This window comes from Pseudonocardia sp. C8, assembly GCF_014267175.1.
In the GTDB taxonomy this organism is placed as follows: Bacteria; Actinomycetota; Actinomycetes; order Mycobacteriales; family Pseudonocardiaceae; genus Pseudonocardia.
On sequence record NZ_JACMTR010000002.1, the window covers coordinates 833,726 to 859,926 of the forward strand.

General features: G+C 72.9%; 28 protein-coding genes. 17 read left to right on the forward strand and 11 right to left on the reverse strand.

From position 1 onward, the window contains the following. The first annotated feature begins 12 nt into the window (after positions 1-12). The 9 genes from pxpA to H7X46_RS04725 all read left to right on the forward strand — a co-directional run bounded on the left by pxpA (position 13) and on the right by H7X46_RS04725 (position 7,053). Positions 13-741: a 5-oxoprolinase subunit PxpA gene (gene pxpA, locus H7X46_RS04685; RefSeq protein WP_186358229.1), complete on the forward strand. Its 729-nt coding sequence runs from the start codon at positions 13-15 to the stop codon at positions 739-741. Next, on the forward strand, positions 741-989 hold the full coding sequence (locus H7X46_RS04690) for an acetyl-CoA carboxylase (RefSeq protein ID WP_186358230.1): 249 nt from the start codon (positions 741-743) through the stop codon (positions 987-989). Before pxpA ends, H7X46_RS04690 begins: the two co-directional genes overlap by 1 nt. After that, entirely contained in the window at positions 986-2,341 is a 1,356-nt protein-coding gene (locus tag H7X46_RS04695; protein WP_186358231.1) for an acetyl-CoA carboxylase biotin carboxylase subunit, read from the forward strand. Before H7X46_RS04690 ends, H7X46_RS04695 begins: the two co-directional genes overlap by 4 nt. Continuing rightward, positions 2,341-3,228, forward strand: a complete 888-nt coding sequence (locus tag H7X46_RS04700) for an allophanate hydrolase subunit 1 (protein ID WP_186358232.1) — start codon at positions 2,341-2,343, stop codon at positions 3,226-3,228. The genes H7X46_RS04695 and H7X46_RS04700 overlap by 1 nt, the downstream gene beginning before the upstream one ends. Further along, positions 3,225-4,199 carry a biotin-dependent carboxyltransferase family protein gene (locus H7X46_RS04705; protein WP_186358233.1) on the forward strand — a complete coding sequence of 325 codons (975 nt, stop codon included), beginning with the start codon at positions 3,225-3,227 and terminating at the stop codon, positions 4,197-4,199. Before H7X46_RS04700 ends, H7X46_RS04705 begins: the two co-directional genes overlap by 4 nt. A 14-nt stretch (positions 4,200-4,213) precedes the next feature. Beyond that, positions 4,214-4,399, forward strand: a complete 186-nt coding sequence (locus H7X46_RS04710) for a tautomerase family protein (RefSeq protein ID WP_186358234.1) — start codon at positions 4,214-4,216, stop codon at positions 4,397-4,399. Between the two features lie 89 nt (positions 4,400-4,488). Beyond that, complete coding sequence (locus H7X46_RS04715; protein ID WP_222131196.1) at positions 4,489-5,952, forward strand: NAD-dependent succinate-semialdehyde dehydrogenase; 1,464 nt, start codon at positions 4,489-4,491, stop codon at positions 5,950-5,952. A 33-nt stretch (positions 5,953-5,985) separates the two neighbouring features. Next, complete coding sequence (locus H7X46_RS04720) at positions 5,986-6,375, forward strand: SRPBCC family protein (protein ID WP_186358236.1); 390 nt, start codon at positions 5,986-5,988, stop codon at positions 6,373-6,375. Positions 6,376-6,402: 27 nt separating this feature from the next. Then, positions 6,403-7,053 (forward strand): GntR family transcriptional regulator, encoded by a 651-nt coding sequence (locus H7X46_RS04725; protein WP_186358237.1) that lies wholly within the window; start codon positions 6,403-6,405, stop codon positions 7,051-7,053. 73 nt (positions 7,054-7,126) lie between these two features. Here the strand turns inward: H7X46_RS04725 and H7X46_RS04730 are convergent, their stop codons facing one another. From H7X46_RS04730 to H7X46_RS04760, 7 genes are all read right to left on the reverse strand, one after another. Continuing rightward, positions 7,127-7,642, reverse strand: coding sequence for a flavin reductase family protein (locus tag H7X46_RS04730; protein ID WP_370588608.1), 516 nt, complete (start codon positions 7,640-7,642; stop codon positions 7,127-7,129). A 5-nt stretch (positions 7,643-7,647) separates the two neighbouring features. After that, positions 7,648-8,010: a cupin domain-containing protein gene (locus tag H7X46_RS04735; RefSeq protein WP_186358239.1), complete on the reverse strand. Its 363-nt coding sequence runs from the start codon at positions 8,008-8,010 to the stop codon at positions 7,648-7,650. Between the two features lie 15 nt (positions 8,011-8,025). After that, positions 8,026-9,477, reverse strand: a complete 1,452-nt coding sequence (locus tag H7X46_RS04740; protein ID WP_186358240.1) for a 4-hydroxyphenylacetate 3-hydroxylase family protein — start codon at positions 9,475-9,477, stop codon at positions 8,026-8,028. A 3-nt stretch (positions 9,478-9,480) separates the two neighbouring features. Then, entirely contained in the window at positions 9,481-10,155 is a 675-nt protein-coding gene (locus tag H7X46_RS04745) for a DUF2848 family protein (protein WP_186358241.1), read from the reverse strand. Further along, a complete protein-coding gene (locus H7X46_RS04750; protein WP_186358242.1) occupies positions 10,152-10,964 on the reverse strand; it encodes a nitrilase-related carbon-nitrogen hydrolase in 813 nt (270 codons plus the stop codon). Before H7X46_RS04750 ends, H7X46_RS04745 begins: the two co-directional genes overlap by 4 nt. A gap of 16 nt (positions 10,965-10,980) precedes the next feature. Beyond that, on the reverse strand, positions 10,981-12,348 hold the full coding sequence (locus H7X46_RS04755) for an MFS transporter (protein ID WP_186358243.1): 1,368 nt from the start codon (positions 12,346-12,348) through the stop codon (positions 10,981-10,983). Between the two features lie 459 nt (positions 12,349-12,807). Further along, positions 12,808-13,404 (reverse strand): TetR/AcrR family transcriptional regulator, encoded by a 597-nt coding sequence (locus H7X46_RS04760; protein WP_186358244.1) that lies wholly within the window; start codon positions 13,402-13,404, stop codon positions 12,808-12,810. A 126-nt stretch (positions 13,405-13,530) separates the two neighbouring features. Here H7X46_RS04760 and H7X46_RS04765 point away from each other — a divergent pair, with 126 nt between their 5' ends. The 7 genes from H7X46_RS04765 to H7X46_RS04795 are packed head-to-tail and all read left to right on the forward strand — an operon-like array spanning position 13,531 to position 20,868. After that, entirely contained in the window at positions 13,531-14,751 is a 1,221-nt protein-coding gene (locus H7X46_RS04765; RefSeq protein ID WP_186358245.1) for an acetyl-CoA C-acetyltransferase, read from the forward strand. Then, positions 14,748-15,503: an SDR family oxidoreductase gene (locus tag H7X46_RS04770; RefSeq protein ID WP_186358246.1), complete on the forward strand. Its 756-nt coding sequence runs from the start codon at positions 14,748-14,750 to the stop codon at positions 15,501-15,503. Before H7X46_RS04765 ends, H7X46_RS04770 begins: the two co-directional genes overlap by 4 nt. Continuing rightward, the gene (locus H7X46_RS04775) at positions 15,503-16,285 is read left to right on the forward strand and encodes an SDR family oxidoreductase (protein ID WP_186358247.1); all 783 of its coding nucleotides are present in this window, start codon (positions 15,503-15,505) and stop codon (positions 16,283-16,285) included. Before H7X46_RS04770 ends, H7X46_RS04775 begins: the two co-directional genes overlap by 1 nt. Continuing rightward, positions 16,282-17,349, forward strand: a complete 1,068-nt coding sequence (locus H7X46_RS04780) for a phosphotransferase family protein (protein ID WP_186358248.1) — start codon at positions 16,282-16,284, stop codon at positions 17,347-17,349. The genes H7X46_RS04775 and H7X46_RS04780 overlap by 4 nt, the downstream gene beginning before the upstream one ends. Before the next feature lie 3 nt (positions 17,350-17,352). Then, complete coding sequence (locus H7X46_RS04785; protein WP_186358249.1) at positions 17,353-18,591, forward strand: acyl-CoA dehydrogenase family protein; 1,239 nt, start codon at positions 17,353-17,355, stop codon at positions 18,589-18,591. Next, on the forward strand, positions 18,584-19,777 hold the full coding sequence (locus H7X46_RS04790; protein ID WP_186358250.1) for an acyl-CoA dehydrogenase family protein: 1,194 nt from the start codon (positions 18,584-18,586) through the stop codon (positions 19,775-19,777). Before H7X46_RS04785 ends, H7X46_RS04790 begins: the two co-directional genes overlap by 8 nt. After that, complete coding sequence (locus H7X46_RS04795) at positions 19,774-20,868, forward strand: acyl-CoA dehydrogenase family protein (RefSeq protein WP_186358251.1); 1,095 nt, start codon at positions 19,774-19,776, stop codon at positions 20,866-20,868. Before H7X46_RS04790 ends, H7X46_RS04795 begins: the two co-directional genes overlap by 4 nt. A 20-nt stretch (positions 20,869-20,888) precedes the next feature. Here H7X46_RS04795 and H7X46_RS04800 read toward each other — a convergent pair whose 3' ends face one another. The 3 genes from H7X46_RS04800 to H7X46_RS04810 form a co-directional block, all read right to left on the reverse strand. Continuing rightward, a complete protein-coding gene (locus H7X46_RS04800) occupies positions 20,889-21,374 on the reverse strand; it encodes an SRPBCC domain-containing protein (protein WP_186358252.1) in 486 nt (161 codons plus the stop codon). Then, positions 21,365-21,718, reverse strand: coding sequence for a metalloregulator ArsR/SmtB family transcription factor (locus tag H7X46_RS04805; RefSeq protein WP_186358253.1), 354 nt, complete (start codon positions 21,716-21,718; stop codon positions 21,365-21,367). The genes H7X46_RS04800 and H7X46_RS04805 overlap by 10 nt, the downstream gene beginning before the upstream one ends. Positions 21,719-21,799: 81 nt before the next feature. Further along, on the reverse strand, positions 21,800-22,609 hold the full coding sequence (locus H7X46_RS04810) for an SAM-dependent methyltransferase (RefSeq protein ID WP_186358254.1): 810 nt from the start codon (positions 22,607-22,609) through the stop codon (positions 21,800-21,802). 155 nt (positions 22,610-22,764) lie between these two features. Between H7X46_RS04810 and H7X46_RS04815 the strand changes: the two genes are divergently transcribed. Beyond that, positions 22,765-24,816: a putative bifunctional diguanylate cyclase/phosphodiesterase gene (locus H7X46_RS04815; RefSeq protein WP_370588609.1), complete on the forward strand. Its 2,052-nt coding sequence runs from the start codon at positions 22,765-22,767 to the stop codon at positions 24,814-24,816. A 7-nt stretch (positions 24,817-24,823) separates the two neighbouring features. On the opposite strand, the gene H7X46_RS04820 is transcribed toward H7X46_RS04815, so the two are convergent. Then, positions 24,824-26,110 carry an aromatic ring-hydroxylating dioxygenase subunit alpha gene (locus tag H7X46_RS04820; RefSeq protein WP_186358255.1) on the reverse strand — a complete coding sequence of 429 codons (1,287 nt, stop codon included), beginning with the start codon at positions 26,108-26,110 and terminating at the stop codon, positions 24,824-24,826. Between the last annotated feature and the right edge of the window lie 91 nt (positions 26,111-26,201).

Genomic DNA, 26,201 nt, shown 5'->3' on the forward strand with positions numbered 1-26,201 from the left:
AGAGAACCGGACATGGTTGCAATCAACGCCGACATGGGCGAGGCCTACAGCATCTACCGCTGTGGTGACGACGAGGGCATCATGCCCTACATCACGGTCGCGAACGTGGCCTGCGGGTTCCACGCGTCCGACCCGGTCGTGATGCGCCGGACGGTCGCGCTGGCCAAACAGCACTCGGTCAAGGTGGGGGCACACCCGTCCTTCCCGGACCGGGACGGTTTCGGCCGCCGGGAGATGAAGGTCGAGCCGGACGAGCTCACCGCGATCGTCACCTACCAGGTCGGTGCGCTGGCCGGGTTCCTGCGGGCCGAGGGCATGCCGCTGAACCACATCAAGCCGCACGGCGCGCTCTACGGGCTCGCCTCGCGTGACGAGTCCGTCGCGCGGGCGATCGCCGCCGCCGCGGACGTCTTCGACGTGCCGCTCATGGGCATGGCGAACACGGTCCACGAGCAGGTGTGGGGCCGGCGCCGGCAGGGCTTCATCGCCGAGTACTACACCGACCTGGACTACCGGCCGGACGGCTCGCTGATCATCACGCGGGAGCACGTGGCCTACGACCCGGTCGTCGCCGCCGAGCGCGCCGTGCGGGCCGTCACCGAGGGCGTCGCCACCGCCGCCGACGGCTCCGACATCCCGATGCGGGCCGACTGCATCTGCGTGCACTCCGACACCCCCGGCGCGGTCGACCTGGCGAAGTCGGTGCACGAGGCCCTCCGGCCGCACCTGACGGTGGCGTGATGGCACGCCACGAGGCGGTGTCCCCGATCCCGGGTGTCTTCTACCGCAAGCCCGACCCGGCCAGCCCCGACTTCGTCAAGCCCGGCCAGCAGGTCACCGCCACCGACCAGGTCGGCCTGGTCGAGGTCATGAAGTCGTTCCACCCGGTCGAGGCCGGGGTGGACGGCACGGTCGTCGAGTACCTCGCCGGCCACGAGGCCGAGGTCGACGCGGGCGAACCGGTCGTGGCGATCGAGGTGGACGGATGAAGCGTCTGCTGATCGCCAACCGGGGCGAGATCGCCGTCCGGATCATCCGCGCCGCCCGCGACCTCGGGATCGAGACCGTGGCCGTGGCCAGCGAGGCGGACACCGAGGCCGCGCACGCGCTGCTCGCCGACGACGTCGTCCCCATCGGCCCGGGTCCGGCCTCGAAGAGCTACCTGGTCGAGGACGCCGTCGTCGCCGCGGCCCGGGACTCCGGAGCCGACGCGGTCCATCCCGGGTACGGGTTCCTGTCCGAGCGGGCCTCGTTCGCGGCCGCGGTGGCCGACGCCGGGCTGACCTTCGTCGGCCCGGACGCGGCGACCATCGAGCGGATGGGGGACAAGGTCGCCGCCCGCGAGGTCGCCCGCGCCGCGGGCGTCCCGACCGTTCCGGGCACCCCGGGCGGGGTGGCCGGGGCCGACGAGGCGGTCGCGGCCGCCCGCGAGGTCGGCTACCCGGTGATGCTCAAGGCCGCGGCCGGCGGCGGCGGGCGCGGCATCCGGGTGGTGCACGACGAGGCGGCGCTGCGGACCGCGTTCGGGCAGGCCTCGAACGAGGCGCTGAAGGCGTTCGGTGACGGCACGATGTACCTGGAGCGGTTCATCCGCCGCGCCCGGCACGTCGAGGTGCAGGTGCTCGGCGACGGCACCGACGCGGTGCACCTGTTCGAGCGGGAGTGTTCGCTGCAGCGACGCAGGCAGAAGGTCGTCGAGGAGGCCCCGTCGCCGGGCATCGGCGAGGCCGTCCGCGCGGAGATGACCGCGGCCGCCGTCCGCCTGTGCGAGCAGGTCGGCTACCGCAGCGCCGGGACCTGCGAGTTCCTCGTCGACGACGAGACCGGCGAGTTCTTCTTCATCGAGATGAACACCCGGATCCAGGTCGAGCACCCGGTGACCGAGTGGATCACCGGGATCGACCTGGTCGCCGAGCAGCTGCGGATCGCCGCGGGCGAGCCGCTCGGGCTCCGCCAGTCCGACGTCGCCGCCCGCGGCCACGCCGTGGAGTTCCGGGTGTGCGCCGAGGACCCGGCGCGGGGTTTCATGCCCGCTCCCGGGAGGATCGATCACGTCCAGCTGCCGAGCGGGCCGTGGGTGCGGACCGACACGTGGCTGGCGCCGAACAGCCGGGTGTCGCCGTACTACGACTCGCTGGTCGCGAAGGTGATCGTCTGGGGGAACGACCGGGCCACCGCGCTCGCCCGGTCCCGCCGGGCCCTCGACGAGCTCGTCGTCGACGGTGTCCCCACGACGACGTCGCTGCTGATCGAGCTCCTCGACCAGCCGTGGTTCGCCGAGGCCGCCTTCGACACCGGCACCCTCGAACGGTGGCTCGCCGACCGGGCGGGTGAGCGGTGATGGGGGAGACCGCACGGCCGGCCCGCTACAGCTGGGGTGGTGACGAGTTCATCTTCGTCGAGCTGGCCGAGGAGATGAGCCTGCAGGCGAACTTCAAGGCCGTGGCGATCACGAACCTGTTGCGTGCCGAGCGGCCGGACGGGGTCCTGGAGATCTGTTCGGCGAACGCGTCGTACCAGGTGCGGTACGACCCGGACGTGCAGGAGCCGCACGCGTTCCTGGCGCACCTGAAGGAGCTCGAGGAGCGGGTCGGGGACGCGTTGGGGGTGACGCTGGACTGCCGGGTGGTGGAGATCCCGGTGCTGTACCGGGATCCGTGGACGACCGAGACGTTGATGCGGTTCCGGGACCGGCACCAGGATCCGGAGGCGACCGACATCGAGTACGCGGCGCGGATCAACGGGTACGCCTCGGTGGAGGAGTTCGTCGCGGCGCACTCGGGGTCGCCGTGGTTCACCTCGATGGTGGGGTTCGTGGCGGGGTTGCCGTTCAAGTACCAGATGGTGCCGCGGGAGCGGCAGATCGTGGTGCCGAAGTACCTGCGGCCGCGGACGGACACGCCGAAGCAGACGGTCGGTTACGGCGGGTGTTTCTCGTGCATCTACTCGGTGCGTGGGGCGGGTGGGTACCAGATGTTCGGGATCACGCCGGCGCCGATCTACGACCCGCGGCAGACCAAGCCGGACTTCGCCGAGCACAAGGTGTTCATGCGGCCCGGTGACATGGTGAAGTTCCGGCCGATCGAGCGGGACGAGTACGACGAGCTGGAGGCGAAGGCCGAGGCGGGGGACTACCGGATCACGACCAAGGACGTCGAGTTCGACCTGCAGCCGTTCCTGGACGACCCGGACGGCTACAACAAGCGGTTGCTGGAGGGCCTGGCATGACCGGCACGACGATCGAGGTCCGCAAGCCCGGGCTGTCCACCACCGTGCAGGACCGGGGCCGGGCGGGCTACTACGACCTGGGGATCCCGCCGTCGGGTGCGCTGGACCAGTTCGCGGCCGTGACGGCCAACCGGCTGGTCGGCAACGAGCCGGGGCTGGGCGTCCTGGAGGCCGTCTACATGGGTCCCGAGCTCCGGTTCACCGGAGACGCGGTCGTGGCCGTGACCGGGGCGGACCTGCCGCCCCGGGTCAACGGTGAGGACCGGCCGCTGTGGGAGTCGTTCCCCGTGCGCGACGGGGACGTGCTCGACTTCGGGTTCGTGGCCGGGGGTGCCCGCGCCTACGTCGCGGTGTCCGGCGGGATCGACGTGCCGGTGCAGCTCGGCAGCCGGGCCACCTACGCCCTGGGTGCCCTCGGCGGGTTCGACGGCCGGCCGATCGCGGCCGGCGACGTGCTCCCGGTCGGCCCCGGCACCGGGACGCCCGGGCGGGTGGTGCCCGCCGAGCTGCGCCCGACGCTCGGCAAGGAGGTGGAGGTCCGCGTGGTGATGGGCCTCTACGACCACATCCTGTCCCCGGCGGGGCGGGAGTCGTTCCTGTCGACCACCTGGAAGCTCACGCCGGTCGCCGACCGGGTCGGCTTCCGCTACGGCGGCGGCAGGCTCGAGACCGTGGAGCGGACGCCGCCGTTCGGGGCGGGCCAGGACCCGTCGAACATCGTCGACGCGCCGTACCCGATCGGGTCCATCCAGGTGCCCGGCGGCGTCGAACCGATCATCCTGCACCGCGACGCCGTCTCCGGCGGCGGCTACATGATGATCGCGACGGTGATCAGCGGAGACCTCGACGTCGTCGCGCAGTCCGCGCCGAAGACCTCGACCCGGTTCGTCGAGATCACCCTCGACGAGGCCCTCGCCGCACGCCGTGACCACCGCGCGCGCACCGAGCGCGTCGCCGAACTGCTCGCCTAGGAAGGAACACCCCCATGCCGCACGTCCAGATCGACTGGTTCCCCGGCCGCACCGTCGAGCAGAAGCGGGAGCTGGCCGAGGTCCTGACCCGTGAGATCTGCCGGATCGGCCAGTGCGCGCCGGACTCGGTGGGCATCGTGTTCACCGACGTCGACACCGAGAACTGGGCCCGCGCCGGGAAGCTGTTCGCCGACGGCTGACCCGCCCGCACCCCCACCGACCCCTGAGCGGCATGGCCCGGCCCGCGTGGCCGGGCCGCGCCGACCTGCCCCGAGAAACGGAGACGCGGTTGAGCGTCGACACCACCGTCACACCCCCCGAGATCGACACGCTGATCGGCCCCGTGCTGGAGAGGCACCGCCCGGACACCTCTGACGGGACCTTTCCGGTGCTCGACCCGTCGACCGGCGAGCCCCTCGCCGAGATCACCCGGGTGGCCCCCGCCGGGGTCGACCGGGCGATCGACCGGGCCGCCGCGGCCCTGCCGGACTGGTCGGCGACCCCGCCGCGGGCCCGCTCGGAGATCCTGGCCGCCGCCCACGCGCTCATGCTCGACGAGCTCGAACCGCTCGCGCACCTGATGAGCCTGGAGATGGGCAAGACCCGCGCGGACGCCCGGGCCGAGGTCCGCTACGCGGCGGAGTTCTTCCGCTGGTTCGCCGAGGAGGCCGTGCGCATCTCCGGGGAGCTCCGCACCGCCCCGGGCGGGGCCAACCGGATCCTCACCGTGCACCGCCCGGTCGGGGTGGCCCTGCTGCTCACCCCGTGGAACTTCCCGGCCGCGATGGCGACCCGCAAGCTCGCCCCCGCGCTCGCGGCCGGGTGCACGGCCCTGCTCAAGCCGGCCGAGGACACCCCGCTCACCGCGCTGTACCTGGCCGACCTGCTGGCCCGGGCCGGCCTGCCGGACGGGGTGGTGTCGGTGCTGACCACCGATCGCCCGGCGGAGCTCGTCGAGCACGCCCTGGCCGATCCCCGGATCCGGAAGCTGTCGTTCACCGGCTCGACCGGGGTCGGTCGCACGCTGCTGCGCCAGGCCGCCGAGCGCATCGTCAACACCTCGCTGGAGCTCGGCGGCAACGCCCCGTTCGTGGTCCTCGACGACGCCGACCTCGATGCCGCGGTCGAGGGGGCGATGTTCGCCAAGATGCGCAACGGCGGGCAGGCGTGCACGGCGGCGAACCGGTTCCTCGTCCACGAGGCGGTCGCCGACGACTTCGCCGCGCGGCTCGCCGCCCGGATGGCGGACCTCGTCGTGGGGCCCGGGACCGACGAGGCGACCCAGCTCGGCCCGATGGTCAACGCCCGACGGCAGGCCGACGTCGCCGGCCGGGTCGACGCCGCGGTCGCGCAGGGCGCGCGGGTGCACACCGGGGGAGCGCCGCTCGAGCGGCCCGGGTTCTTCTACCCGGCGACCGTGCTGTCCGGGGTGGACCGGGCCGGCGTGCTGAGCGTGGACGAGACGTTCGGCCCCGTCGCCCCGATCATCGAGATCGCCGACGACGCCGACGCGGTGGCGCTGGCCAACACCACCGAGTACGGGCTGGCTGCCTACGTGTACGCGGCCGACCTGGGCCGGGCGCTCGGCGTCGCCGAGCAGCTCCAGGCAGGCATGGTCGGGGTCAACCGCGGCGCCGTCTCCGACCCCGCCGCCCCGTTCGGCGGTATGAAGCAGTCCGGCCTCGGCCGCGAGGGCGGCTTCGAGGGCATCCACGAGTACCTCGAGGTCAGCTACCTGGCCGTCGACTGGTGACCGGACACCGACACCCCCGACGAAGGAGAACACATGCCGACACTCCGCTCCCATGTCGTGATCGACGCCGCTCCGGAGGCGGTCTGGAAGGTCGTCCGCGACGCCGCCGCCGTCGCGGACTGGTTCCCGGCGATGGCCCGGTCCTGGGGCGATGACACCCACCGCACCGTCGTGCTCGCGGACGGGTCAACGCTGGAGGAAGCCGTCGTCACCGCCGACCCGGTGCTGCGCCGCTTCCAGTACCGGGTCGTCGGCGGGGACCTCTCCGTCGAGCAGCACCTGGGCACGGTGGACGTCATCGAGCTGGAGCCGCAGCGGTCGCTCGTCGTGTACAGCACCGAGATCGAGCCGGCCGCCCTCGCCGGGCCGTTCGAGGCCGCGATCTCCGAGGCGGTGCGCACCCTGCCGACGCACGTGGCCTGACACCCCGGACTGGTGTATACCTGAGGTATGCAGCAGTCCGGTCGCGCCCGCGCGCTCCAGTACCTCCGCGAGGAGGTCCTCGCCGACCCGGACGTGCAGGGGAGCTTCCTCAACGAGGTCGACCTCGCCAAGCGGATCGGCGTCTCCCGGACCCCGGTCCGGGAGGCGCTGCTCCTGCTCGTCGCCGACGGGCTCGTCGAGATGCTACCCGGCCGCGGGGCCTACGTTCCCCCGATGAGCGGCCGGGAGATCCGCGAGCTGATGGAGATCCGGGCGCTGTTCGAGAAGCACGCCGCCGCCCGCACCATCGAGGCCGGCACGGCGCCGGTGGCCGAGATGCGCGCCCTGCTGGACGAGCAGCACACGATCGCGACGTCCGGGGACACCGGCAGTGCCGACGCGGCGACCGAGTTCGTCGGCCTCGACGTCCGGTTCCACCAGGCGCTGATCGACGCGGCCGACAACGTCATGATCTCCCGCAGCTACGCGGCGCTGCGGGTCCGGCAGCGCCGGGTGGGGGTCGCGGCACTGTTCCGCGCGACCGATCGGCAGCTCGCCGTGTGCAGCGAGCACGAGCGGATCGTCGACGCGCTCGCCGGTGGCGACGTCGAGCGCGCCGGGAAGGCGATCGATGCCCACCTCGACTGCACCCTGCAGGTGCTGCTCCGGCAGGCCTGACCCCACCGCAGGTGGACGCGGAGCCCGGACGGGATCGGTCCCGCCCGGGCCCCGCAGCTCGGGACGGCCGGCCTCAGAACAGCCAGGGCATCTCGGCGTGGCCGAGATCGTGGAACTCGCCGAACCGTCCGGAGTGGAAGGTCAGGCCGGTCCCGGCCCGGTCCCGCAGCGAGCCGACCTCGCCGAAGTACACGCGGTGGTCACCGACGTCGGTGGTCGTGTGGACCCGGCAGTCGGCGTGCACCAGTGCGCCGCCCACGATCGGGATCCCGCTGTCGGTCACCTCGGCCTCGACGCCCTCGAACCGGGCGCCGCCGCGGGTGGCGAACCGGCGGGCGGTCGCCTCCTGGCGGACGCCCAGGATCGAGATCGCGAAGGCGCCGGAGGCGTCCACCGCGTCCGCGGTCCGGGTGCCGACGGTCAGCGACACCAGCAGCACGCACGGGTCGACGCTCACCGAGGTCAGCGAGTTGATCGTCATGCCCTGCGGCTCGCCCGCCGCGTCGAGCGCCGTGACGACGGCGACCCCCGTGGTGAACCGGCCCATGCACCGCCGCATCGCCGAGGCGTCCGGCGGGGTGAACGGCACCGCCTTCATGATCCGTCGCCGGCCCGGGTGCGGTAGCGGACCTCGAACGTCAGCGCCCCGTCCGGGGCGGTCCACGGGCCGTGCTTCATGCCGGGCGGCCGGCAGGCGTACTGGCCTGCGGTGAACGTCTGGCCGAGGCGCAGGTCGGTGATGGCGCCCTCGAGGATGTAGACCTCCTCCCAGAAGTCGTGCACCTGGACACCGTTGGGCGTGGTGTCGGTCCCCGGGGCGAACCGCAGGATGCGGGTCGCGGTGCCGGCCTCCTCGTCGCGGGCGAGCACCCGCTCGGTCAGCTCGGGCACGACGCCGTCACACGGCGTGAACTCGACGTCGGCGACAGGGAAGAACTCGAACTCGGGCTTGGCCATGGTGGGTCTCCTGCCTCAGCTGGCGGTGGTGTAGCCGGCCAGGAACGCGTCGACGTCCTCGACCGCGTCCTGGTAGCCGAAGTTACGGAAGGCGTAGACGCCCCGGACGACGAACGGGGCGCCGGCATAGAACATCTCGTACTGCTGGTGGCGACCGGCGAACTCCGAGCCGATCACGTCCCAGGCGAGCTTGAACAGCTTGATGCGCTCCTCCGAGGCCACCCCGGGCGACTGGATGTAGTGCGCGACGTCGGCCGCGGTGTGCTCGCTGGTGAGGTCGCGGACGCTGGCGGGCAGCTGCAGGACACCCCCGCCGACGAGGTCCCGCACGATGCCGATCACCCGCGGGTAGGTCTCCGACTGCAGGCCCATCGCCGAGTAGAGCGGCTCCCTGCCGGGGACCATCACGCCGTTCCCGTCGAGCGTCGCGGTGAACTCCGCGGCGTCCACGGAGGCCTGGACGCTGCCGACGATGCTCGCGAGCTCGCCGAGCTTGTCCGCGACCGCGGGGATCTTGTCGGTGCCGTTGACCTGGGTGACCTTGCGGGCGATGCCGGCGATGAAGCGCAGCTTGGCGGCGAACCGGATCTGTGCCTGCCAGTTGCCCAGCGCGTGCGCGCAGGTGCCGAAGAACTGGTCGCGGACCACGGCGATGTCGCGGCTGGCGAACACCCGCTCCCACGGGACGAACACGTCGTCGAGCACGACGAGCGCGTCGGGCTCGTCGTAGCGGCTGGTCAGCGGGTAGTCGAACGCGCTGGTCGCCGCGGGCGCGAACGGGCGGCGGCAGTAGAGCTTGAGGCCCTCGGCGTTGACCGGGAGCACCGCGGAGAAGGCGAAGTCCTGGTCGTCGGGCCCGAGCGGCTTGATGCAGGTGATGAGGACCTCGTCGGCCACGGCCGCGCCGGTGGCGAGCATCTGCGCGCCGCGCAGCACGATGCCCTCCGCGGTCTCCTCGGCCACGCCGGCCTGCAGGAAGTCCTCGCCCCACCCGGAGGCCGTGGTGGCCCGGGAGACCTGCGGCGGGATGATCGCGTAGGAGACGAACAGGTCCTCCCGCAGCAGCCGCTGGTAGTACGCGGTCACGTTCGCGCCCAGGGAGTGATGCTCGGTGTCGAACAGCTCCGGGCGGGAGGCGAAGCCGGCGAGGAACGTGCCCACGTGATCGGGGCTACGACCCACCCAGCCATGGGTGTGGCCGGCCCACCGCTGGATCGCGGCCCGGCGGGCGGCGAGACCCTCGGCGTCGCGCGGGGTGCTGAAGACCAGGTTCGCGGTCTCACCGGTCTCGGGTGCCGTGTACTGCATGCCGTTCGCCGGATCGGCTGCCATGTCGTAGAGCTCGGCGACGACGCCGGCCACCGGGGCGAACGCGGGATGGACGGTGACGTCGTCGATCCGCTCGCCGTCGAGGTAGACGGTCCGGCCGTCGTCGAGGGAGGAGAGATAGTCCTTGCCGGTACGCATCGTTCAGGCCTTCTTCGCGTCGTAGGTGTGGGTGAGGGTGCGGCCGTCCGGCAGGGCCAGCCGCAGGTGCCAGGTCGTTCCGGCGACGAACGTGCCGGTGAGCAGGGGGACGGTTCCGGCGAAGCACACGAGGTCGCGCTCCTGGTCGAGGCCGCGCTCGCCGAGCAGCGCGACGAGGCCGGCCGGCCGGCGGAGCTTCGCCAGCGAGCCGTCCTGATAGGCGTCGCCGTCGACCCACGACGACATCGTGGTGGCGTCCCAGTCGAGCCCGTCCCAGTCCGGGACCGGGACGACGTGCGTGGCGACCGGCTTCGGGCAGGCCCGCTTCGAGTCGCCGATGTCGACGGTCTCCCGCTCACGGTCGGTGTGGTCGGAGCCGATACCCAGGTACCAGCGGCCGTCGTGGCGAACGAGCACCGGCTCGGCCTCGCCCGAGGTGTCACCGCCGGACACCTCGATGTGCGGCGCGGTCGTCACCGACTCGGCGGCGACGGTGTAGAACATCGGGACCTCGGGCGGCTCCGGCACGCCGATGGCCGCGAGCTCGTCGATGTGGTGACGGACGGCGTCCTCGTCACGGCCGGTGTAGCCGGCGACGACGGCCTGGAAGTCGGTCAGGTGCAGGGTCTCGTCGGTGCCGAGCACCGTGAGGACGAGTGCGGGCTGTGACGGGTTCATGCGGTCACCTCGGTCCGTCGGAGCGGACGGTAGTCGGTCAGCCGGTCGGCGAGTACCGGGAACTCGGTGCGGGTCCGGCCCACCCGTGCCGGGTCGATGTCGACGATCAGGACCTCCTCGTCCGCGCCGGCCTCGGCGACGACCTCGCCCCACGGGTCGACGACCCGGCTGTGGCCGCCGAGCGCGACGCCGTTCTGGGTGCCGCAGCTGTTGACGGCGATGACGAAGGTCTGGGTGTCGAGGGCCCGGGCGGTGGTGAGCAGGCGCCAGTGCTCCAGCCGGGCGGCGGGCCAGGCGGCGGGGACGGCGACCAGCTCGGCACCGGCGTCGACCAGCTCGTTCCACAGACCGGGGAACCGCAGATCGTAGCAGGTGGTCGTGCCGAGACGGCCGAACGGCGTCGGCGCCGACGACACCGTGTCGCCCGGGCTGAGCAGCTCGACCTCGCGGGAGGCGTAGCCGAAGATGTGGATCTTGCTCGACGTCGTCGCGACCCGGCCCTCGGGGTCGAGCAGGACGGCGGTGTTGCGGAGGCGGCCCCCGTCGGCCCGCTCGACGATACTGCCGGCCAGCACCCACGCCTGCCGGGCGCGGGCGGCGTCCGCGCAGAGCCGCACCGTCGGACCGGTGAGGTCCTCGGCCTCGGCCGTGTAGTCGTCGAAGTGGTGGAAGCCGACGGCCCACAGCTCCGGCAGGACGATCAGGTCGATCCCGGTGGGCAGGTCCGCCAGCGTGCGGCCGACCCGGGCCCGCCGGGCGGCGGCGTCCTCGCCCGTGGGGCTGCCGGTCTGGATGAGCGCGATGCGCATGGTTCTCCTCGGCGGGTCAGGTGCCGGCGTGGCTGGTCGACCCGGTCGCGCCCTGGGCGGTGGAGTCGAGGGAGGACAGGTCGATGTTGCGGGTCTCGCGGGACAGCACCGTGGCGACCAGGGAGACGATCCCCATGCCTGCGAGGTAGAAGGCGACCGCGTAGCCGGTGCCGAACGCCCGGTACAGGGCGAGCGCGATCATCGGAGCCAGGCCGCCCGCGACGACGGAGGCGAGGTTGTAGGCCAGCGAGACACCCGAGTACCGGACCTCGGTGGGGAACAGCTCGGAGAAGAAGGCGCCGATCACCCCGCTGTAGGCGGCGAAGATGAGCAGCCCGCCCGCGACGGCCAGCACGACCAGCGCGGTCTGCCGGGTCTGCAGCAGCGCGAAGAACGCGAACGCCCACACGACGGTGGCCACCGAGGCCGCCAGGTAGATCGGGCGCCGCCCGACCCGGTCGGCCAGCGTCGCGAACAGCGGGATGGTGAGGACGGCGATCCCCTGGCCGATCATGACGGCCATCAGCGCGGTCCCGCTGTCCATCTTCATGGCCTGGGTCACGAAGGTGATCACGAACAGCGAGAAGATGTAGAAGCCGGCGTTCTCGCCGAACCGGGTGCAGGCGGCCAGCAGGATCTTCCGCCAGTGGTGGCGGACCGCGTCGGACAGCGGCATCGAGCGCGTGGCGCCCGGCTGCTCCTGGCGGGCACGGGCCTCCTGGAACAGCGGGGTCTCCTCGACGTACAGCCGCAGGACCAGGCCCACCACCACGAGCAGGGCGGAGAGGGCGAACGCGATGCGCCAGCCCCAGGACAGGAAGTCCTCCTCGGTCAGCAGGCCGGACAGCAGCGCCAGCACGCCCGCGGAGAGCAGGTTGCCCAGCGGCGGACCGACGTTCGGCCAGGACGACCAGAACGCGCGGCGGCGCGAGTCCCCGTGCTCGGCGACCAGCAGCACGGCGCCGCCCCACTCGCCGCCCAGCGCGAAGCCCTGGATCAGCCGGAGCACCACCAGCGCCAGCGGGGCGAGCACGCCGATCGAGTCGTAGCTCGGCAGGAACGCGATGAGGAAGGTCGACCCGCCCATCAGGAGCAGGCTGGCGATCAGGGTGGCCCGCCGGCCGAGCACGTCACCGTAGTGACCGAACACGGCGGCGCCGAGCGGTCGGGCGACGAAGCCGACGGCGTAGGTCGCGAAGGCGAGCAGGGTGCCCACCAGCGGATCCTCCGACGGGAAGAACAGGTGGTTGAACACCAGCGCGGCGGCGGTCCCGTAGAGGAAGAAGTCGTACCACTCGACCGCGGTGCCGGCGAGGCTGGAGCCGGCGACCACGCCGAGGCTGCTGCGGCCTCGACGCCTCTCCGGCGTGGTGGGGGATGACATCTGTCGTCTGCTCCTGAGTCTGTCGGCGCCCTGAGGGGCGGCATGACCGGTGCGCACCGGCGTGGTGCGTGGGGCCACTCGAAGCAGGTGCCGGGTATCGAGCACCCTTGCGTCGATACACAGAATGTAGACGCATTGTATGCAGCTTGTCCACCCACGAGGTGCGGTCGGTTGCCGGTTCGTTCTGCGGGGGCTCCGCCGGCGGCGTGGGCGTCACGCGGTGCCCGCCGAGGTGCCGCTCGGATCGCTCAGCTGTGATCCGGCTCCCGGGAAGGTCCGTGTCCGGAACACTCCTGCCGAGGTGCAGCCGAGCGTCCGGCGAAGATCGACAATTCGCCCTGAGCTGCATGTCGGCTGGATTCGCGTGCTCTGCGGCGCGCTGCGGTGCGGCCGCTCGCTACGACGGTCGGCCGTGCCCGCCGAGGCGGATCCCGGCCGGGACCGGGCTCGGATCGTCGGTCAGCCGGCGCCGACCATGCGCAGGGCCAGGTCGGCGTAGAAGCCGCCGATGTCGTCCGGCGACCACTGCCCGTCGGTGCGGTACCAGCGGGCGATGTCGATGCCGAGCGAGAGCAGGGCGGTGGCGGCCATGTCGGCGTGCGGGGTCCGGAACACACCGGCGTCGATGCCCCGCTGGATGAGGGCCCGCAGCTCGGCGCTGATGGCGCGGCGCAGCTCCCGGATCTCGGCGTGGTGCTCCGGGGAGAGCGCCGCGAGCTCGTAGTTCACGATCCGGGCCGTGGTGTGGGCGCGGGCGTGGTGGACCGCGAACTCGCGGATCACGGCCGTCAGCTGCTCCGCGGGGTCGGACGTCGAGCGCACGGCGGCGCGGATGAGCTCGAGGGTCGTCTCGTGTCCCGCCCGGGAGATCAGGTGGAGCAGCTCCTCCTTGGAGCGGTGGTGCACGTAGACGGCGGCCGGGCTCATGCCCGCGGCGGTGGCGATGTCGCGCGTGGTGGTCGCGTGGAACCCCTTCTCGGCGAACGCCGTCGTCGCCGCCCGGAGCAGCTTGGCCCGGGTCTCGTCGCTCCGGGAGCGGTCGCGGGTACCGGTCATGCGGTCACTCCTCCCGGCAGCGCATGTGATCCACGTCATCGGGCCGGCGCGTTGACCGTGCGGTCGCGGTGCACCAGCGTAGGGCACAACGTAATCTAAGTGAGCGCTTAGTCAAAGGGGACTGGTATGGAGCACGCCGTCGTCGTCTCGATGGCGCGATCGCCGATCGGCCGGGCCGGCAAGGGATCGCTGAAGGACATGCGCCCGGACGACCTGACCGTGCAGATGGTCGAGGCCGCGCTGGCCAAGGTTCCGCAGCTCGACCGCACCGAGATCGACGACCTCGTCCTGGGCTGCGGCCAGCCGGCCGGCGAGTCGGGCTACAACATGGCCCGGGTGGTCGCGGTCCTCGCCGGCATGGACCACCTGCCCGGCGTGACGGTGAACCGCTACTGCTCCTCGAGCCTGCAGACCACCCGGATGGCGATGCACGCGATCCGGGCCGGCGAGGGCGAGGTGTTCGTCTCGGCCGGGGTCGAGACGGTGAGCCGCTACGTCCACGGCTCCGCCGACGGGCTCCCGGACACCCACAACCCGCTGTTCGCCGAGGCGGAGTCCCGCACGCAGCGGTCCGCCGAGGGCGGTGCGACGACCTGGACGGACCCGCGCGCCGGCGGCTCGCTGCCCGACGTGTACATCGCGATGGGGCAGACCGCGGAGAACGTCGCCCGGTACGCCGGCGTCACCAGGGCCGAGCAGGACGCGTTCGGCGTGCGCAGCCAGAACCGGGCCGAGAAGGCGATCGCCGACGGCTTCTGGGAGCGAGACATCACCCCGGTCACGCTGCTCGACGGCACCCGGGTCACGGCCGACGACGGGCCGCGGGCCGGCGTCACCCCGGAGTCCGTGGCCGGGCTGCAGCCGGTGTTCCGGCCCGACGGCACCGTCACCGCCGCCAACTGCTGTCCGCTCAACGACGGCGCCGCCGCGCTCGTGATCATGTCCGAGCGGAAGGCGGCGGAGCTGGGCGTGACCCCGCTCGCGCGGATCGTCAGCACCGGGGTCTCCGGGCTCTCGCCGGAGATCATGGGGCTGGGCCCGGTGGAGGCCTCCCGGCAGGCGCTCGCCCGCGCCGGCCTCACGATCGACGACATCGACCTGGTCGAGATCAACGAGGCGTTCGCCGCGCAGGTGATCCCGTCCGCCCGCGAGCTCGGCGTCGACGAGGACAAGCTCAACGTCAACGGCGGCGCGATCGCCGTCGGCCACCCGTTCGGCATGACCGGGGCCCGGATCACCAGCACCCTGGTCAACTCCCTGCAGTGGCACGACAAGCAGTTCGGCCTGGAGACGATGTGCGTCGGCGGCGGCCAGGGCATGGCGATGGTGCTGGAGCGGTTGTCGTGAGCGGGCGGCTGGACGGGCGGACCGCGATCGTCACCGGCGCCAGCCGGGGGATCGGGCTGGGCGTCGCCGAGCGGCTGGTGGCCGAGGGCGCCCGGGTCGTGATCACCGGGCGGAAGCAGGAGGCCCTCGACGCCGCGGTGGAGTCGCTCGGGGGGCCTGCGCACGCGGTCGGCGTCGCCGGGCGGGCCGACGACACGGCGCACCAGGCCGAGACCGTCGCCCGCGCGATCGCGACCTTCGACAGCGTCGACCTGCTGGTCAACAACGCCGGCATCAACCCGGTGTACGGGCCGCTGGTCGACCTCGACATCGCCGCGGCCCGCAAGACCGTCGAGGTCAACTGCCTGGCGGCGCTGTCCTGGGTGCAGGTGGCGCACCGGGAGTGGATGCGCGAGCACGGCGGGGCGATCGTCAACGTGTCCTCGGTGGCGGGGACCCGGCCGGCGCCGGGCATCGGCTTCTACGGCGCCAGCAAGGCGATGCTCACCCACCTCACCCAGGAGCTGGCCGTCGAGCTCGGCCCGGACGTCCGGGTCAACGCCGTGGCCCCCGCCGTGGTGAAGACGGCGTTCGCGACCGCCCTCTACGAGGGCCGCGAGGAGCAGGTCGCCGCGACCTACCCGCTCAAGCGGCTCGGCGTGCCGGCGGACGTCGCGAGCGTGGTGGCGTTCCTGCTCTCCGCCGACGCCGCCTGGATGACCGGCCAGCTGCTGCTCGTCGACGGTGGCATCACCCTGACTGGAGCTGCCTGATGACCGTGCAGGACAAGGGAATCGTGGTCACCGGGGCCGGTCACGGCATCGGCAGGGCGCTGGCGGCACGCATGGCCGCCGAGGGTGGCCGGGTCGTCGTCAACGACATCGACGCCGACGCCGCGGCCGCGGCCGCCGCGGCGATCGGCGGCCACGCGGTCCCCGGCGACCTCGGCACCGAGGAGGGTGTCGCCGCGCTCGTGGCGGCGGCGCGGGCCGAGCTGGGCGCGATCGACGTCTGGTTCGCCAACGCCGGCATCGACCGCGGCCACGGGCTCGACGCCCCCGAGGAGGACTGGGAAGCGGCGCTCGGGATCAACGTGCTCTCCCACGTGCGGGCCGCGCGCCTGCTCGTGCCCGACTGGGTGGAGCGCGGCGGCGGGCGGTTCGTGGCGACCGCGTCGGCCGCCGGGTTGCTGACCATGCTCGGCAGCCCGGTCTACTCGGTGACCAAGCACGCCGCGGTCGCGTTCGCCGAGTGGCTGTCGGCCACCTACCGGCACCGGGGCGTCGTCGTCCAGGCGATCTGCCCGCAGGGCGTCCGGACCCGGATGCTCGACGGGGCCGGGCCGCTGCAGGAGCTGCTCAGCCACGACAGCGCCATCTCCCCGGAGGACGTGGCCGAGGCCGTGTGGCAGGCGCTGCAGGACGACCGGTTCCTGATCCTGCCGCACCCCGAGGTGGCCGGGTACTACGCCACCCGCGCCACCGAGCCGGACCGCTGGCTGCACGGCATGAACAAGCTGCAGCGCCGGCTGGAGGACCGGGGGGCGTTCTCGTGACGGCATGGCAGGCGTCCGAGCCCGGCGAGGCCGCCGACGCCCCCGGTACGCACCCGCCCGGCCTCGACCCGGACCGCCTGGGCGGCTGGCTCCGCACGGCCGTCCCCGGAGTGGGGGAGCGGCTCACCGCCACGCTGCTCACCGGCGGCAAGTCCAACCTCACCTACCGGGTGGCCGACGAGCACGGCCGGTCCTGGGTGGTTCGCCGCCCGCCGCTGGGGCACGTGCTCGCCACGGCCCACGACATGGGTCGCGAGTACCGCGTCATGACCGCGCTGCGCGACACCGGCGTGCCCGTGCCGCGGACGTGCGCGCGGTGCGACGACGACACCGTCCTCGGGGCGCCGTTCTACGTCATGGAGCACGTCGCCGGGACCCCGTACCGGTACGCCTCGGAACTGGTGGCGCTCGGCCCGGAGCGCACCCGCGCGATCTCGACCCGGCTCGTCGACACCCTGGCCGTCCTGCACGAGGTCGACCCGGCCGCGGTGGGGCTGGCCGGCTTCGGCCGGCCGGCGGGCTTCCTGGCCCGCCAGGTGCGCCGCTGGCGCACCCAGCTCGACGCGTCGCACACCCGCGACCTCCCGGCCGCCGACGAGCTCCACCGCCGGCTGGCCGAGGACGTGCCCGACGAGTCGGCGCCCGGGATCGTCCACGGCGACTACCGGCTCGACAACGTGCTCGTCGACGGCACCGACCGGATCGCCGCGGTGATCGACTGGGAGATGGCGACCCTCGGCGACCCGCTCACCGACCTGGCCCTGCTGGTGCTCTACCAGCGCCTGGGCGCGCTGCCCGGGCGGACCGCGGTGGCCGATGCCGCGAGCGCGCCCGGGCACCTCACCGAGCCGGAGATCCTGGAGCGCTACGCCGCGCGCAGCCGGCGCGACCTCTCGCGTCTCGGCTTCCACCTCGGGCTCGCGGCGTTCAAGCTGGCCGCGATCCTCGAGGGCATCCATTGTCGCCACCTCCGGGGACACACCGTGGGGGCAGGATTCGAGCACGTGGGCGACACCGTCGTCCCGCTGCTCGACCTGGGGCTCACCGCACTGAAGGAGACCTAGCAGATGGACTTCGCTTTCGACGACCGGACGCTCGAGCTGCGGAAGACGCTGCTCGACTTCATGGACTCGCACGTCTACCCGGCCGAACCCGTCTTCGCCGAGCAGCTGGAGCAGCTGCCCGACCGGTGGGCCTTCGACTCGGTGCCGGTGCTCGCCGAGCTGCGGGCCGAGGCCCGCCGGCGCGGGCTGTGGAACCTGTTCCTGCCCGGCGAGCACGGTGCCGGCCTGACCAACCTGCAGTACGCCCCGCTGGCCGAGATCACCGGTCGCAGCGGGCACCTCGCGCCGGCCGCGCTCAACTGCGCGGCGCCGGACACCGGCAACATGGAGGTGCTCGCCCAGTTCGGCACCGACCAGCAGAAGCAGGAGTGGCTCGAGCCACTGCTGGCCGGCGAGATCCGGTCGTCGTTCGCGATGACCGAGCCGGACGTGGCGTCCTCGGACGCCACCAACATCGGGACCCGGATCGAGCGCGACGGCGACGACTACGTCATCAACGGCCGCAAGTGGTGGATCACCGGCGCGATGAACCCGAACGCGCGGATCTTCATCGTGATGGGCAAGACCGACCCGTCGGCCGACCGGCACCGGCAGCAGTCGATGATCCTCGTGCCGCGGGACGTGCCGGGCGTCACGATCGAGCGCGGCATGCACGTGCTGGGCTACGACGACCACGACCACGGCGGGCACGCCGAGATGACCTTCACCGACGTGCGGGTCCCGGCGACCAATCTCATCGCGGGCGAGGGCGACGGGTTCGCCATCGCCCAGGCCCGGCTGGGGCCGGGGCGGATCCACCACTGCATGCGGTCGCTCGGGGTCGCCGAGCGGGCCGTCGAGCTGATGTGCGCCCGCGCGAGCGAGCGGGTGGCGTTCGGCAAGCCGATCGCCGAGCAGGGCGTGGTCCGCGACTGGATCGCCGAGTCGCGGGTCCGCATCGAGCAGCTCCGCCTACTGGTGCTCAAGACCGCCTGGCTGATGGACACCGTCGGCAACAAGGGCGCGCACTCCGAGATCCAGGCGATCAAGATCGCCACCCCGGCCACGGTCCAGTGGATCCTGGACAAGGCGATCCAGGTGCACGGCGCCGGCGGGCTGTCCCAGGACTTCCCGCTCGCCGCCGCCTACGCCGGCATCCGGACGCTGCGTTTCGCCGACGGCCCGGACGAGGTCCACAAGAACGCGCTGGCCCGCACCGAGCTCCGTCGTCAGGCGGCCGACCGGAAGGACACCCATGGCTGACGAGACGGCGGTGCGCGAGGACCTGCGGTCCCGCGTCGCGGCCTTCCTGGCCGACCACGACCCGGCCGGGACCGACCCCCTGGAGTTCCTCCGCGCGCGGTACGACGCCGGGCTGGCCTGGGTGTCGTTCCCCGAGGGGCACGGCGGGCTCGGCCTGCCGCAGGCACTGCAGGCCGATGTGGACCGGCTCTTCCAGGAGGCCGGGGCCCCGGACAACCGGCGGCGCGCCAACACGATCGGGCTCGGCATGGCCGCGCCGACGATCCTGGCCTACGGCACCGAGGAGCAGAAGCGGCGCTTCCTCCGTCCGTTGTGGACGGGCGAGGAGATCTGGTGCCAGCTGTTCAGCGAGCCCGGCGCCGGATCCGATCTGGCGAACGTCGGCACCCGCGCGGTCCGTGACGGCGACGACTGGGTCGTCAACGGGCAGAAGGTCTGGACCTCGGGCGCGCACGGCGCCCGGTTCGCCATCCTGGTCGCCCGCACCGACCCGGGCGTCCCCAAGCACGCCGGCCTCACCTACTTCCTGTGCGACATGACCGACCCGGGCGTCGAGGTCCGGCCGCTGCGCCAGATCACCGGTGAGGCCGAGTTCAACGAGGTCTTCCTCACCGACGTGCGGATCCCGGACGCCCACCGGCTCGGCGCCGAGGGGCTGGGCTGGCGGGTCGCCAACGCCACCCTCAACAACGAGCGGGTCGCGATCGGCGGCCGGGCCGCCGCGCGGGAGAGCGGCATGGTCGGGGTCGTCGCGGACACGTGGCGGTCGCACCCCGAGCGCCGCACCCCGGAGCTGCACGACCGGCTGCTGCGGCTGTGGGGCGGGTCCGAGGTCGCCCGGCTCACCGGGCTGCGGCTGCGCCAGAAGCTGGCCCAGGGCCAGCCGGGACCCGAGGGCGCGGCCATGAAGCTGTCGTTCGCCCGGCTCAACCAGCAGCTGTCCGGGCTCGAGCTCGAGCTGCTCGGCGAGGACGGCCTGCGCTACTCGGACTGGACCATGGTGCGGCCCGAGCAGGTCGACATGACCGGCCGCGACGCCGGATACCGCTACCTGCGGGCGAAGGGCAACTCCATCGAGGGCGGCACCTCGGAGATCCTCCGCAACATCGTCGCCGAGCGGGTGCTCGGCCTGCCGCCCGAGCCCCGCGTCGACAAGGACGTGCCCTGGAAGGAGCTCGAGAAGTGAGCGACGAGCTGGACCTGCTCTACACCGAGGTCGAGGACGACCTCCGGGCGACCGTGCGCGACGCGCTCACCGACCGGTGCGAGCCGGGTGCGGTGACCGCGCTCTACGACGGGGACCGCAGCCTCGTCCCGACCCTGTGGAAGGTGATCGGCGCCGATCTGGGCCTGGCCGGGATCCTCGTGCCCGAGGACCGGGGCGGGGCCGGTGCGTCGGCCCGCGAGGCCGCGGTCGTGCTCGAGGAGCTGGGCAGGGCCGTGGCCCCGGTGCCGTACCTGACCAGCGCGGTCGTCGCGACCACGGTGCTGCTGGAGGCCGGGTCCGACCTGGTCGGCCCGCTCGCGGCGGGGGAGCGGACCGCGGCGCTCGCCGTGCCGTTCCCCACCGGGCCGGACGGACCGGTGCCCGCCGTACGGGCCGATGCCGAGGGCCGGCTCGACGGCAGGGTCACCAGCGTGGCCGGGGCCCTGGAGGCCGACCTGCTGCTGGTGCCGGCCGCGGGGGCGCACGGCACCGCGCTGTACGCGGTCCCGGCCGACCGCTGCCGGGTGGAACCGGTGGTCTCGCTCGACATGACCCGCCGGCTCGCCGACGTGTCGTTCGCCGGCGCGCCGGCCGACCTGGTCACCGCCGACGGCGAGGCGGCGGTCCGGCAGGGGCTACGGGCCGGTGCGGCGCTGCTCGCCTCGGAGCAGGTCGGGCTGGCCAGGGCCTGTCTCGACGACACCGTCGCCTACCTGAAGGTGCGCCGGCAGTTCGGCCGCCCGGTCGGTGGCTTCCAGGCCCTCAAGCACCGCCTCGCGGACCTGTCCGCCGAGGTCGACTCCGCGAACGCCGCCGCCCGCTACGCCGCGGCCGTACTCGCCGCCGGCGACGCCGACCTGCCCGTCGCCACCGCGGTGGCGCAGGCGTTCTGCAGCGACCTGGCGGTGCTCGCGGCCGAGGAGGCGATCCAGCTGCACGGCGGCATCGGGATGACCTGGGAGCACCCGGCGCACCTGTACCTCAAGCGGGCCAAGGCCGACCAGATCGGCCTGGGTTCGCCCGGGGCGCACCGCGCCCGGCTCGCCGAGCTGGTCGACCTGCCCGCGTAGCCGGTCGCGGGGTACCTCCCTCAGGAGGCGACCAGGTCGTCGATCTGGTTGATCGCCGACGTGGCACCCTCCACCACGCCCATGTCGAGCACCTTCTGCAGTCCCTCGGCGGACCCGTAGGTGCTCACGTACGTCGCGCGGGTGCCGCCGCCGTGCTCGGTGAAGGTGAACACGTTCGTCGAGACCGGCATGTCCGGCACCGGGTTGAAGTCCTGGTCGGCGAAGCCGTCCTCGAAGGTGAAGCCCGTCGGCTCGTCGACGGCGGTGACCCGCCAGTACCCGGCGTACTTCTCGCCCTCCGGGCTGGTCATGTAGTAGGTCACCCGGCCGCCGGGGGACAGGTCGTGGTCGACGACCGTCGCCGGGTAGGTGGGCGGCCCCCACACCTTCTCGAGCTGGCGGGGGTCGGCGTAGACCTGCCAGATCCGTGCCGGCGGGGCGGCGAAGTCGGCGGTGATGGTCAGGGTCAGGGCGTCGAGGTCCTGCTGGACGTCGGTCACGGGCACGGTTCGGTCCTCCCGGTCGGATCGGATGCGATGAGCTCGTCGATACGCGCGACGCGGCCGCGCCAGACCTGCTCCAGCTCGGTGAGCATGGACGCCACGGACCGCACCGCCGCCACGTCACCGCTGGCCAGCTGCTCGCGACCGTCGCGCCGCTTGGTGAGCAGGCCGGCCTTCTCCAGCACGGCGACGTGCTTCTGCACCGCGGCGAAGCTCATCTCGTAGTGCGCCGCGAGCGCGGAGACCGAGTGCTCCCCGGCCAGGACCCGGCGCATGATGTCGCGGCGGGTCCGGTCGGCGAGTGCGGAGAACAGGGCGTCGGCCCGGTCCTCGTCCTGGTCGGTCACGAGCACAACGTACAACCAACTGGTTGTACGTCGCAAGCCTCGGCGCTCCGTGCTGTTGCTTCGGCCCTCGACCGCCGGGCCTCAGGAGTCCTTCCGCGCCACCACCCCGAGCGCGCCGAAACGTTCCGGGTGGTCGTCGACGTCCACCGGCGAGTCGGGTCGCCACAGCGGCAGGTGCACCAGACCCGGCTCGACCGGCGTGAGGCCCGCGTGCTGTGCCGCGAGGGCCTCCCGGGAGCGCAGGAAGATCGGCGTGCCGGTGCGCGACGAGAGCTTCTGCGCCTCGATGACCTCCGGCGGCTGGTCGGCGTCGGTCGCGTTGACGAGCGCGACGTAGCTGCCCGGCGCGATCACGTCCCGGATCCGCGCCACGATCCCGGCCGGGTCGTCGGCGTCCGGGACGAAGTGCAGGACGCCGAGGAGCAGCACGCCGACGGGCCGGGTCAGGTCCAGCAGCCGCAGCGTCTCGGGCGCCTCGAGGATCCGGTCCCACTCGCGCACGTCGGCCTGGATCGCGACGGTGTGCTCGTCGTCGTCGAGGATCGCCCGGCTGTGCGACACCGCGATCGGGTCCACGTCCACGTAGACCACCCGGCCCTCCGGGTTCGCCTGCCGGACGACCTCGTGCACGTTGCCGACCGTCGGGATCCCCGATCCGAGGTCGAGGAACTGGTCGATGCCCTCGGCGAGCATGAACCGGACCGCCCGCCGCAGGAACGACCGGTTGGCGCGCATCGTGTCCCCGATGTTCGGGGTCATGCCCGCGATCATCTCGGCGAGGCCGCGGTCGACGGCGAAGTTGTGCGCCCCGCCGAGGAAGTAGTCGTACACCCGGGCCGCGCTCGGCCGGTCCAGATCGATGCCCTCGGGTGCCCAGCTCGGCCGTTCCACGTCACTCCTCCGGTCGACATCCTCCCCTGGCCGAGGCGGGGACGCCGCCACACGTGCCTCCGGATGGCGGATCGGCACCCTATGCTCGGCGCAGGCCGTGCCTGGCACGCTACCGCCGGGAGGAGGAGACGACGATCCCCGACATCGAGCCGCTCGTGGCGTCCTGGGCCGCGGGACTGGCGCGTTCGGCGTACCTGCCGATGAGCCGGGACGACCTCCTGGCGTTCCTCCGGGACGCGGCGGGGCGGTTGGTCGCGGGCGTCGCCGCCGGGGCGCCGGACGACGGCGCCGCGGGCGTCGGCGCGGCCCTCGTGGACGCCGATCTCATCGCCCCCGAGGCCCTCCCGGCGACCGTCGAGGCGCTCGGCGGCCGGCTCGCGCCCGTCCTCGCCGCGGCGGGCCTGCCGGAGGACGCGGCGCCGTCCCTGCTGGCGGCGGTCGCCGGCGGGTACACCGCCCGGCTGCGCGCCCGGATCCTCGACGAGCAGGAGATGATGCGCCGGGCCGAGCAGGACGCCCGGGGCCGCATCGCGCAGGCGCTCAGCGCCACCGAGGCCCGCTTCCACGCGATCTTCGCCAACGCCGCGATCGGGATCGGGATCGCCGACCTGAAGGGCCGGATCGTCGACGCGAACCAGGCCTTCGCGTCGATGCTGGGCTACACGATCGAGGAGTTCTGCCGGCTGCGCGTGGAGGACTTCGTCTACCCCGACGACGCCGCCGACACCTGGCGGATGTACGAGGAGATCATCACCGGGGAGCGGGACCACGCCCGGGTCGAGAAGCGCTACCGGCACCGGGACGGGCACTTCGTCTGGACCGAACTGACCGCGTCGCTCATCCGCGACGCGGCCGGCGAGCCGCAGTTCACCGTCGCGATGGTCGAGGACATCACCCACCGCCGGGAGCTGCAGCAGCGGCTGAGCCACCAGGCCACGCACGATCCGCTCACCGGGCTGCCCAACCGCACGCTGTTCCAGGAACGGCTGGCCGCCGCGTTCGCCCGGGCCGGCGCCCGGATCGGGGTGTGCTACCTCGACCTCGACCGGTTCAAGGCGGTGAACGACCGGCTCGGGCACGATGTCGGCGACCGGATGCTCGTCTCGGTCGCGGCCCGGCTGGACGCCTGCGTGTCCCGGCACGGTCACCTGGTCGCCCGGATGGGCGGCGACGAGTTCGTCGTGCTCGCGGTCGACCCGCGTGACGGTGAGCTGGACGAGCTGGCCGGGACCGTGCTGGAGGTGCTCGCCGAACCGATCGACGTCGACGGGCACCGGTTGCGGACCTCGGCGAGCATCGGTGTCGTCGAGTGCCCCGTCGCCGGGACGAGCCCGGCCGAGGTGCTCAAGTCCGCCGACGTCACCCTCTACTGGGCCAAGGCCGACGGCCGCAACCGCTGGGCCCGCTTCGACCCGGAACGCAACGCGCGGGACATGACCCGCTACGCGCTGTCGGCCACGCTGCTGCCCGGCCTGGAGAACGACGAGTTCGTCGTCGAGTACCAGCAGATCGTCGGGCTGCGGGACGGGCGGCCGCGCGGGATCGAGGCGCTCGTGCGGTGGGAGCACCCGACGTTCGGGCGGTTGTCGCCGGACCGGTTCATCGACCTCGCCGAGGAGAGCGGGGCGATCGTCCCGCTCGGCAGGCGGGTGCTCGCCGAGGCGTGCGAGCGGGTCGCGTCCTGGAACGCCGAGCACCCCGACGACGAGCTGTTCGTCAGCGTCAACCTCGCCGTGCGGCAGGCCCAGGAGGGCGGCCTCGTCGAGGACGTCGCCCACATCCTCGACCGCACCGGCCTGCCGCCGCGCCGGCTCCAGCTCGAGCTGACCGAGAGCGCGCTGCTGGGCCCGCCCGGCCGGCCGGTCGCCGCGATCTCGGCGCTGGCCGAGCTCGGCGTGCGGATCGCGGTCGACGACTTCGGCACCGGATACTCCCACCTGAGCTACCTGCCCCTGCTGCCCCTGCACACGATCAAGCTCGCCCGGGAGCTCGTGGAGGGCATCCGCACCCCGCACTCCGGTGCGGAGTCCATCGTGGACAGCATGGTGGGGCTGGCCCACTCGCTCGGGATGGCGGTCACCGCCGAGGGCGTGGAGACCTGCGCGCAGCGGGCCCGGCTGCGCGCGGCCGGCTGCGACACGGCGCAGGGCTGGCTGTACGGGCGCGCCGTGCCGTGGCCCACGCTCGTGGCCCAGCTGTCCGGGTGAGGTGTCCTCAGGGGTCCGGGAACATCCGGGCCAGTGCCTCCGCGTCGCCGCCGGGGACGCGGTCCACCCCGACCATCCGGTCGATGACCATGTTCTGGAACCGGTGCAGCGGCTCCTCGAACCGGAAGCACATCCGGCCACCCCGGTAGGCGGGGTTCTCGACGCCCTTCTGCACCCGCCCGACGATCTCGAGGTCCTGGCGGTTGACCAGGTCCCAGAACGCCTCCAGCTGATCGAGCCCCTGCTCGGCCCGCGGGTCGTCGAGGGACTCCGGATGGGTCAGCAGGACGGCGGTCTCGATCGTGCGGTTCGCGGAGACCGGGCGGTTGAGCAGCACGAACGCGTGGTTGGGCAGCACGACCAGCGCGGTGCTGGGGAACAGCCACACGAACCGGCCGCTGTCGGCGTCCTCCGGGCCGAGCGTGCTCAGCGGGGCCAGGCCGTCCCAGCCGCCGGCCTCGGTGTTGCGGGACACCGGCGTGGTGCACATGCCGGTGTACATCCCGGGTCCCTGCCAGCGGTAGTGGTCGGAGAACCGGGACACCTGGTTGAGCTCGGGATGCACCCACGGCAGGTGGTAGTACTCCATGAAGTTCTCGCCGACGAGCTTGTAGTTGGCGGCGACCTCGTAGGTGCGGCGGCGCTGCGGGGTCCAGTCCTCGAGCCGGTGGCCGGCGAAGCGCTGCGGCAGGTCACCGAGGTGATCGGCCAGCGGTGCCGGATCGGGGTCGAGGTTGACGAACAGGAAGAACCCCCAGGTGTCGACCGCGACGTCGAGCAGGCCGTAGTCGGCGCGGTCGAAGTCCCGGGCGACGGACGTGTCGAACACGGCTTCCTCGCCCGGCGGCACGTCGGACCCCTCGAACAGCGGGGTGCCCAGGCACCGGCCGTCGGTGTCGTAAGTCCAGCTGTGGTACGGGCACCGGATGCGGCCGTGCCGGCCGACCTCGCGCGCGTCCGCGTCGAGCAGCTGGGTGGCGCGGTGCCGGCAGACGTTGTGAAACGCGCGCAGCCGCCTGTGCCGGTTGCGGGTGACGATGACCGAGCGGCCGGCCACCTCCACGACCACGCAGGCCCCGGGGCGGTCGACGTCGGAGACGAACCCGACCGCGACCCAGCCGGTGGCGAAGACCCGCTCCTGTTCGAGGGCGAAGAACTCCGGCGAGGTGTAGGCGTCGGGCAGCAGCGTCGAGGCCCGTTCCACCGGCAGGCGGGTGGCCCGGTAGGTGCTCTCCGTGGTGAACAGCGAGGGATGGACCGGGCGGGCCGGCAGCGCCGCGTTCGGGTCGGTCATGGCGGGACTCCTCTCGGGACGACCGGTCGGCGCCATGCACCGTGCGCGATGTGGTGTCGGCAACGGTGCCGGCCCACAGTGTCGGCACCGG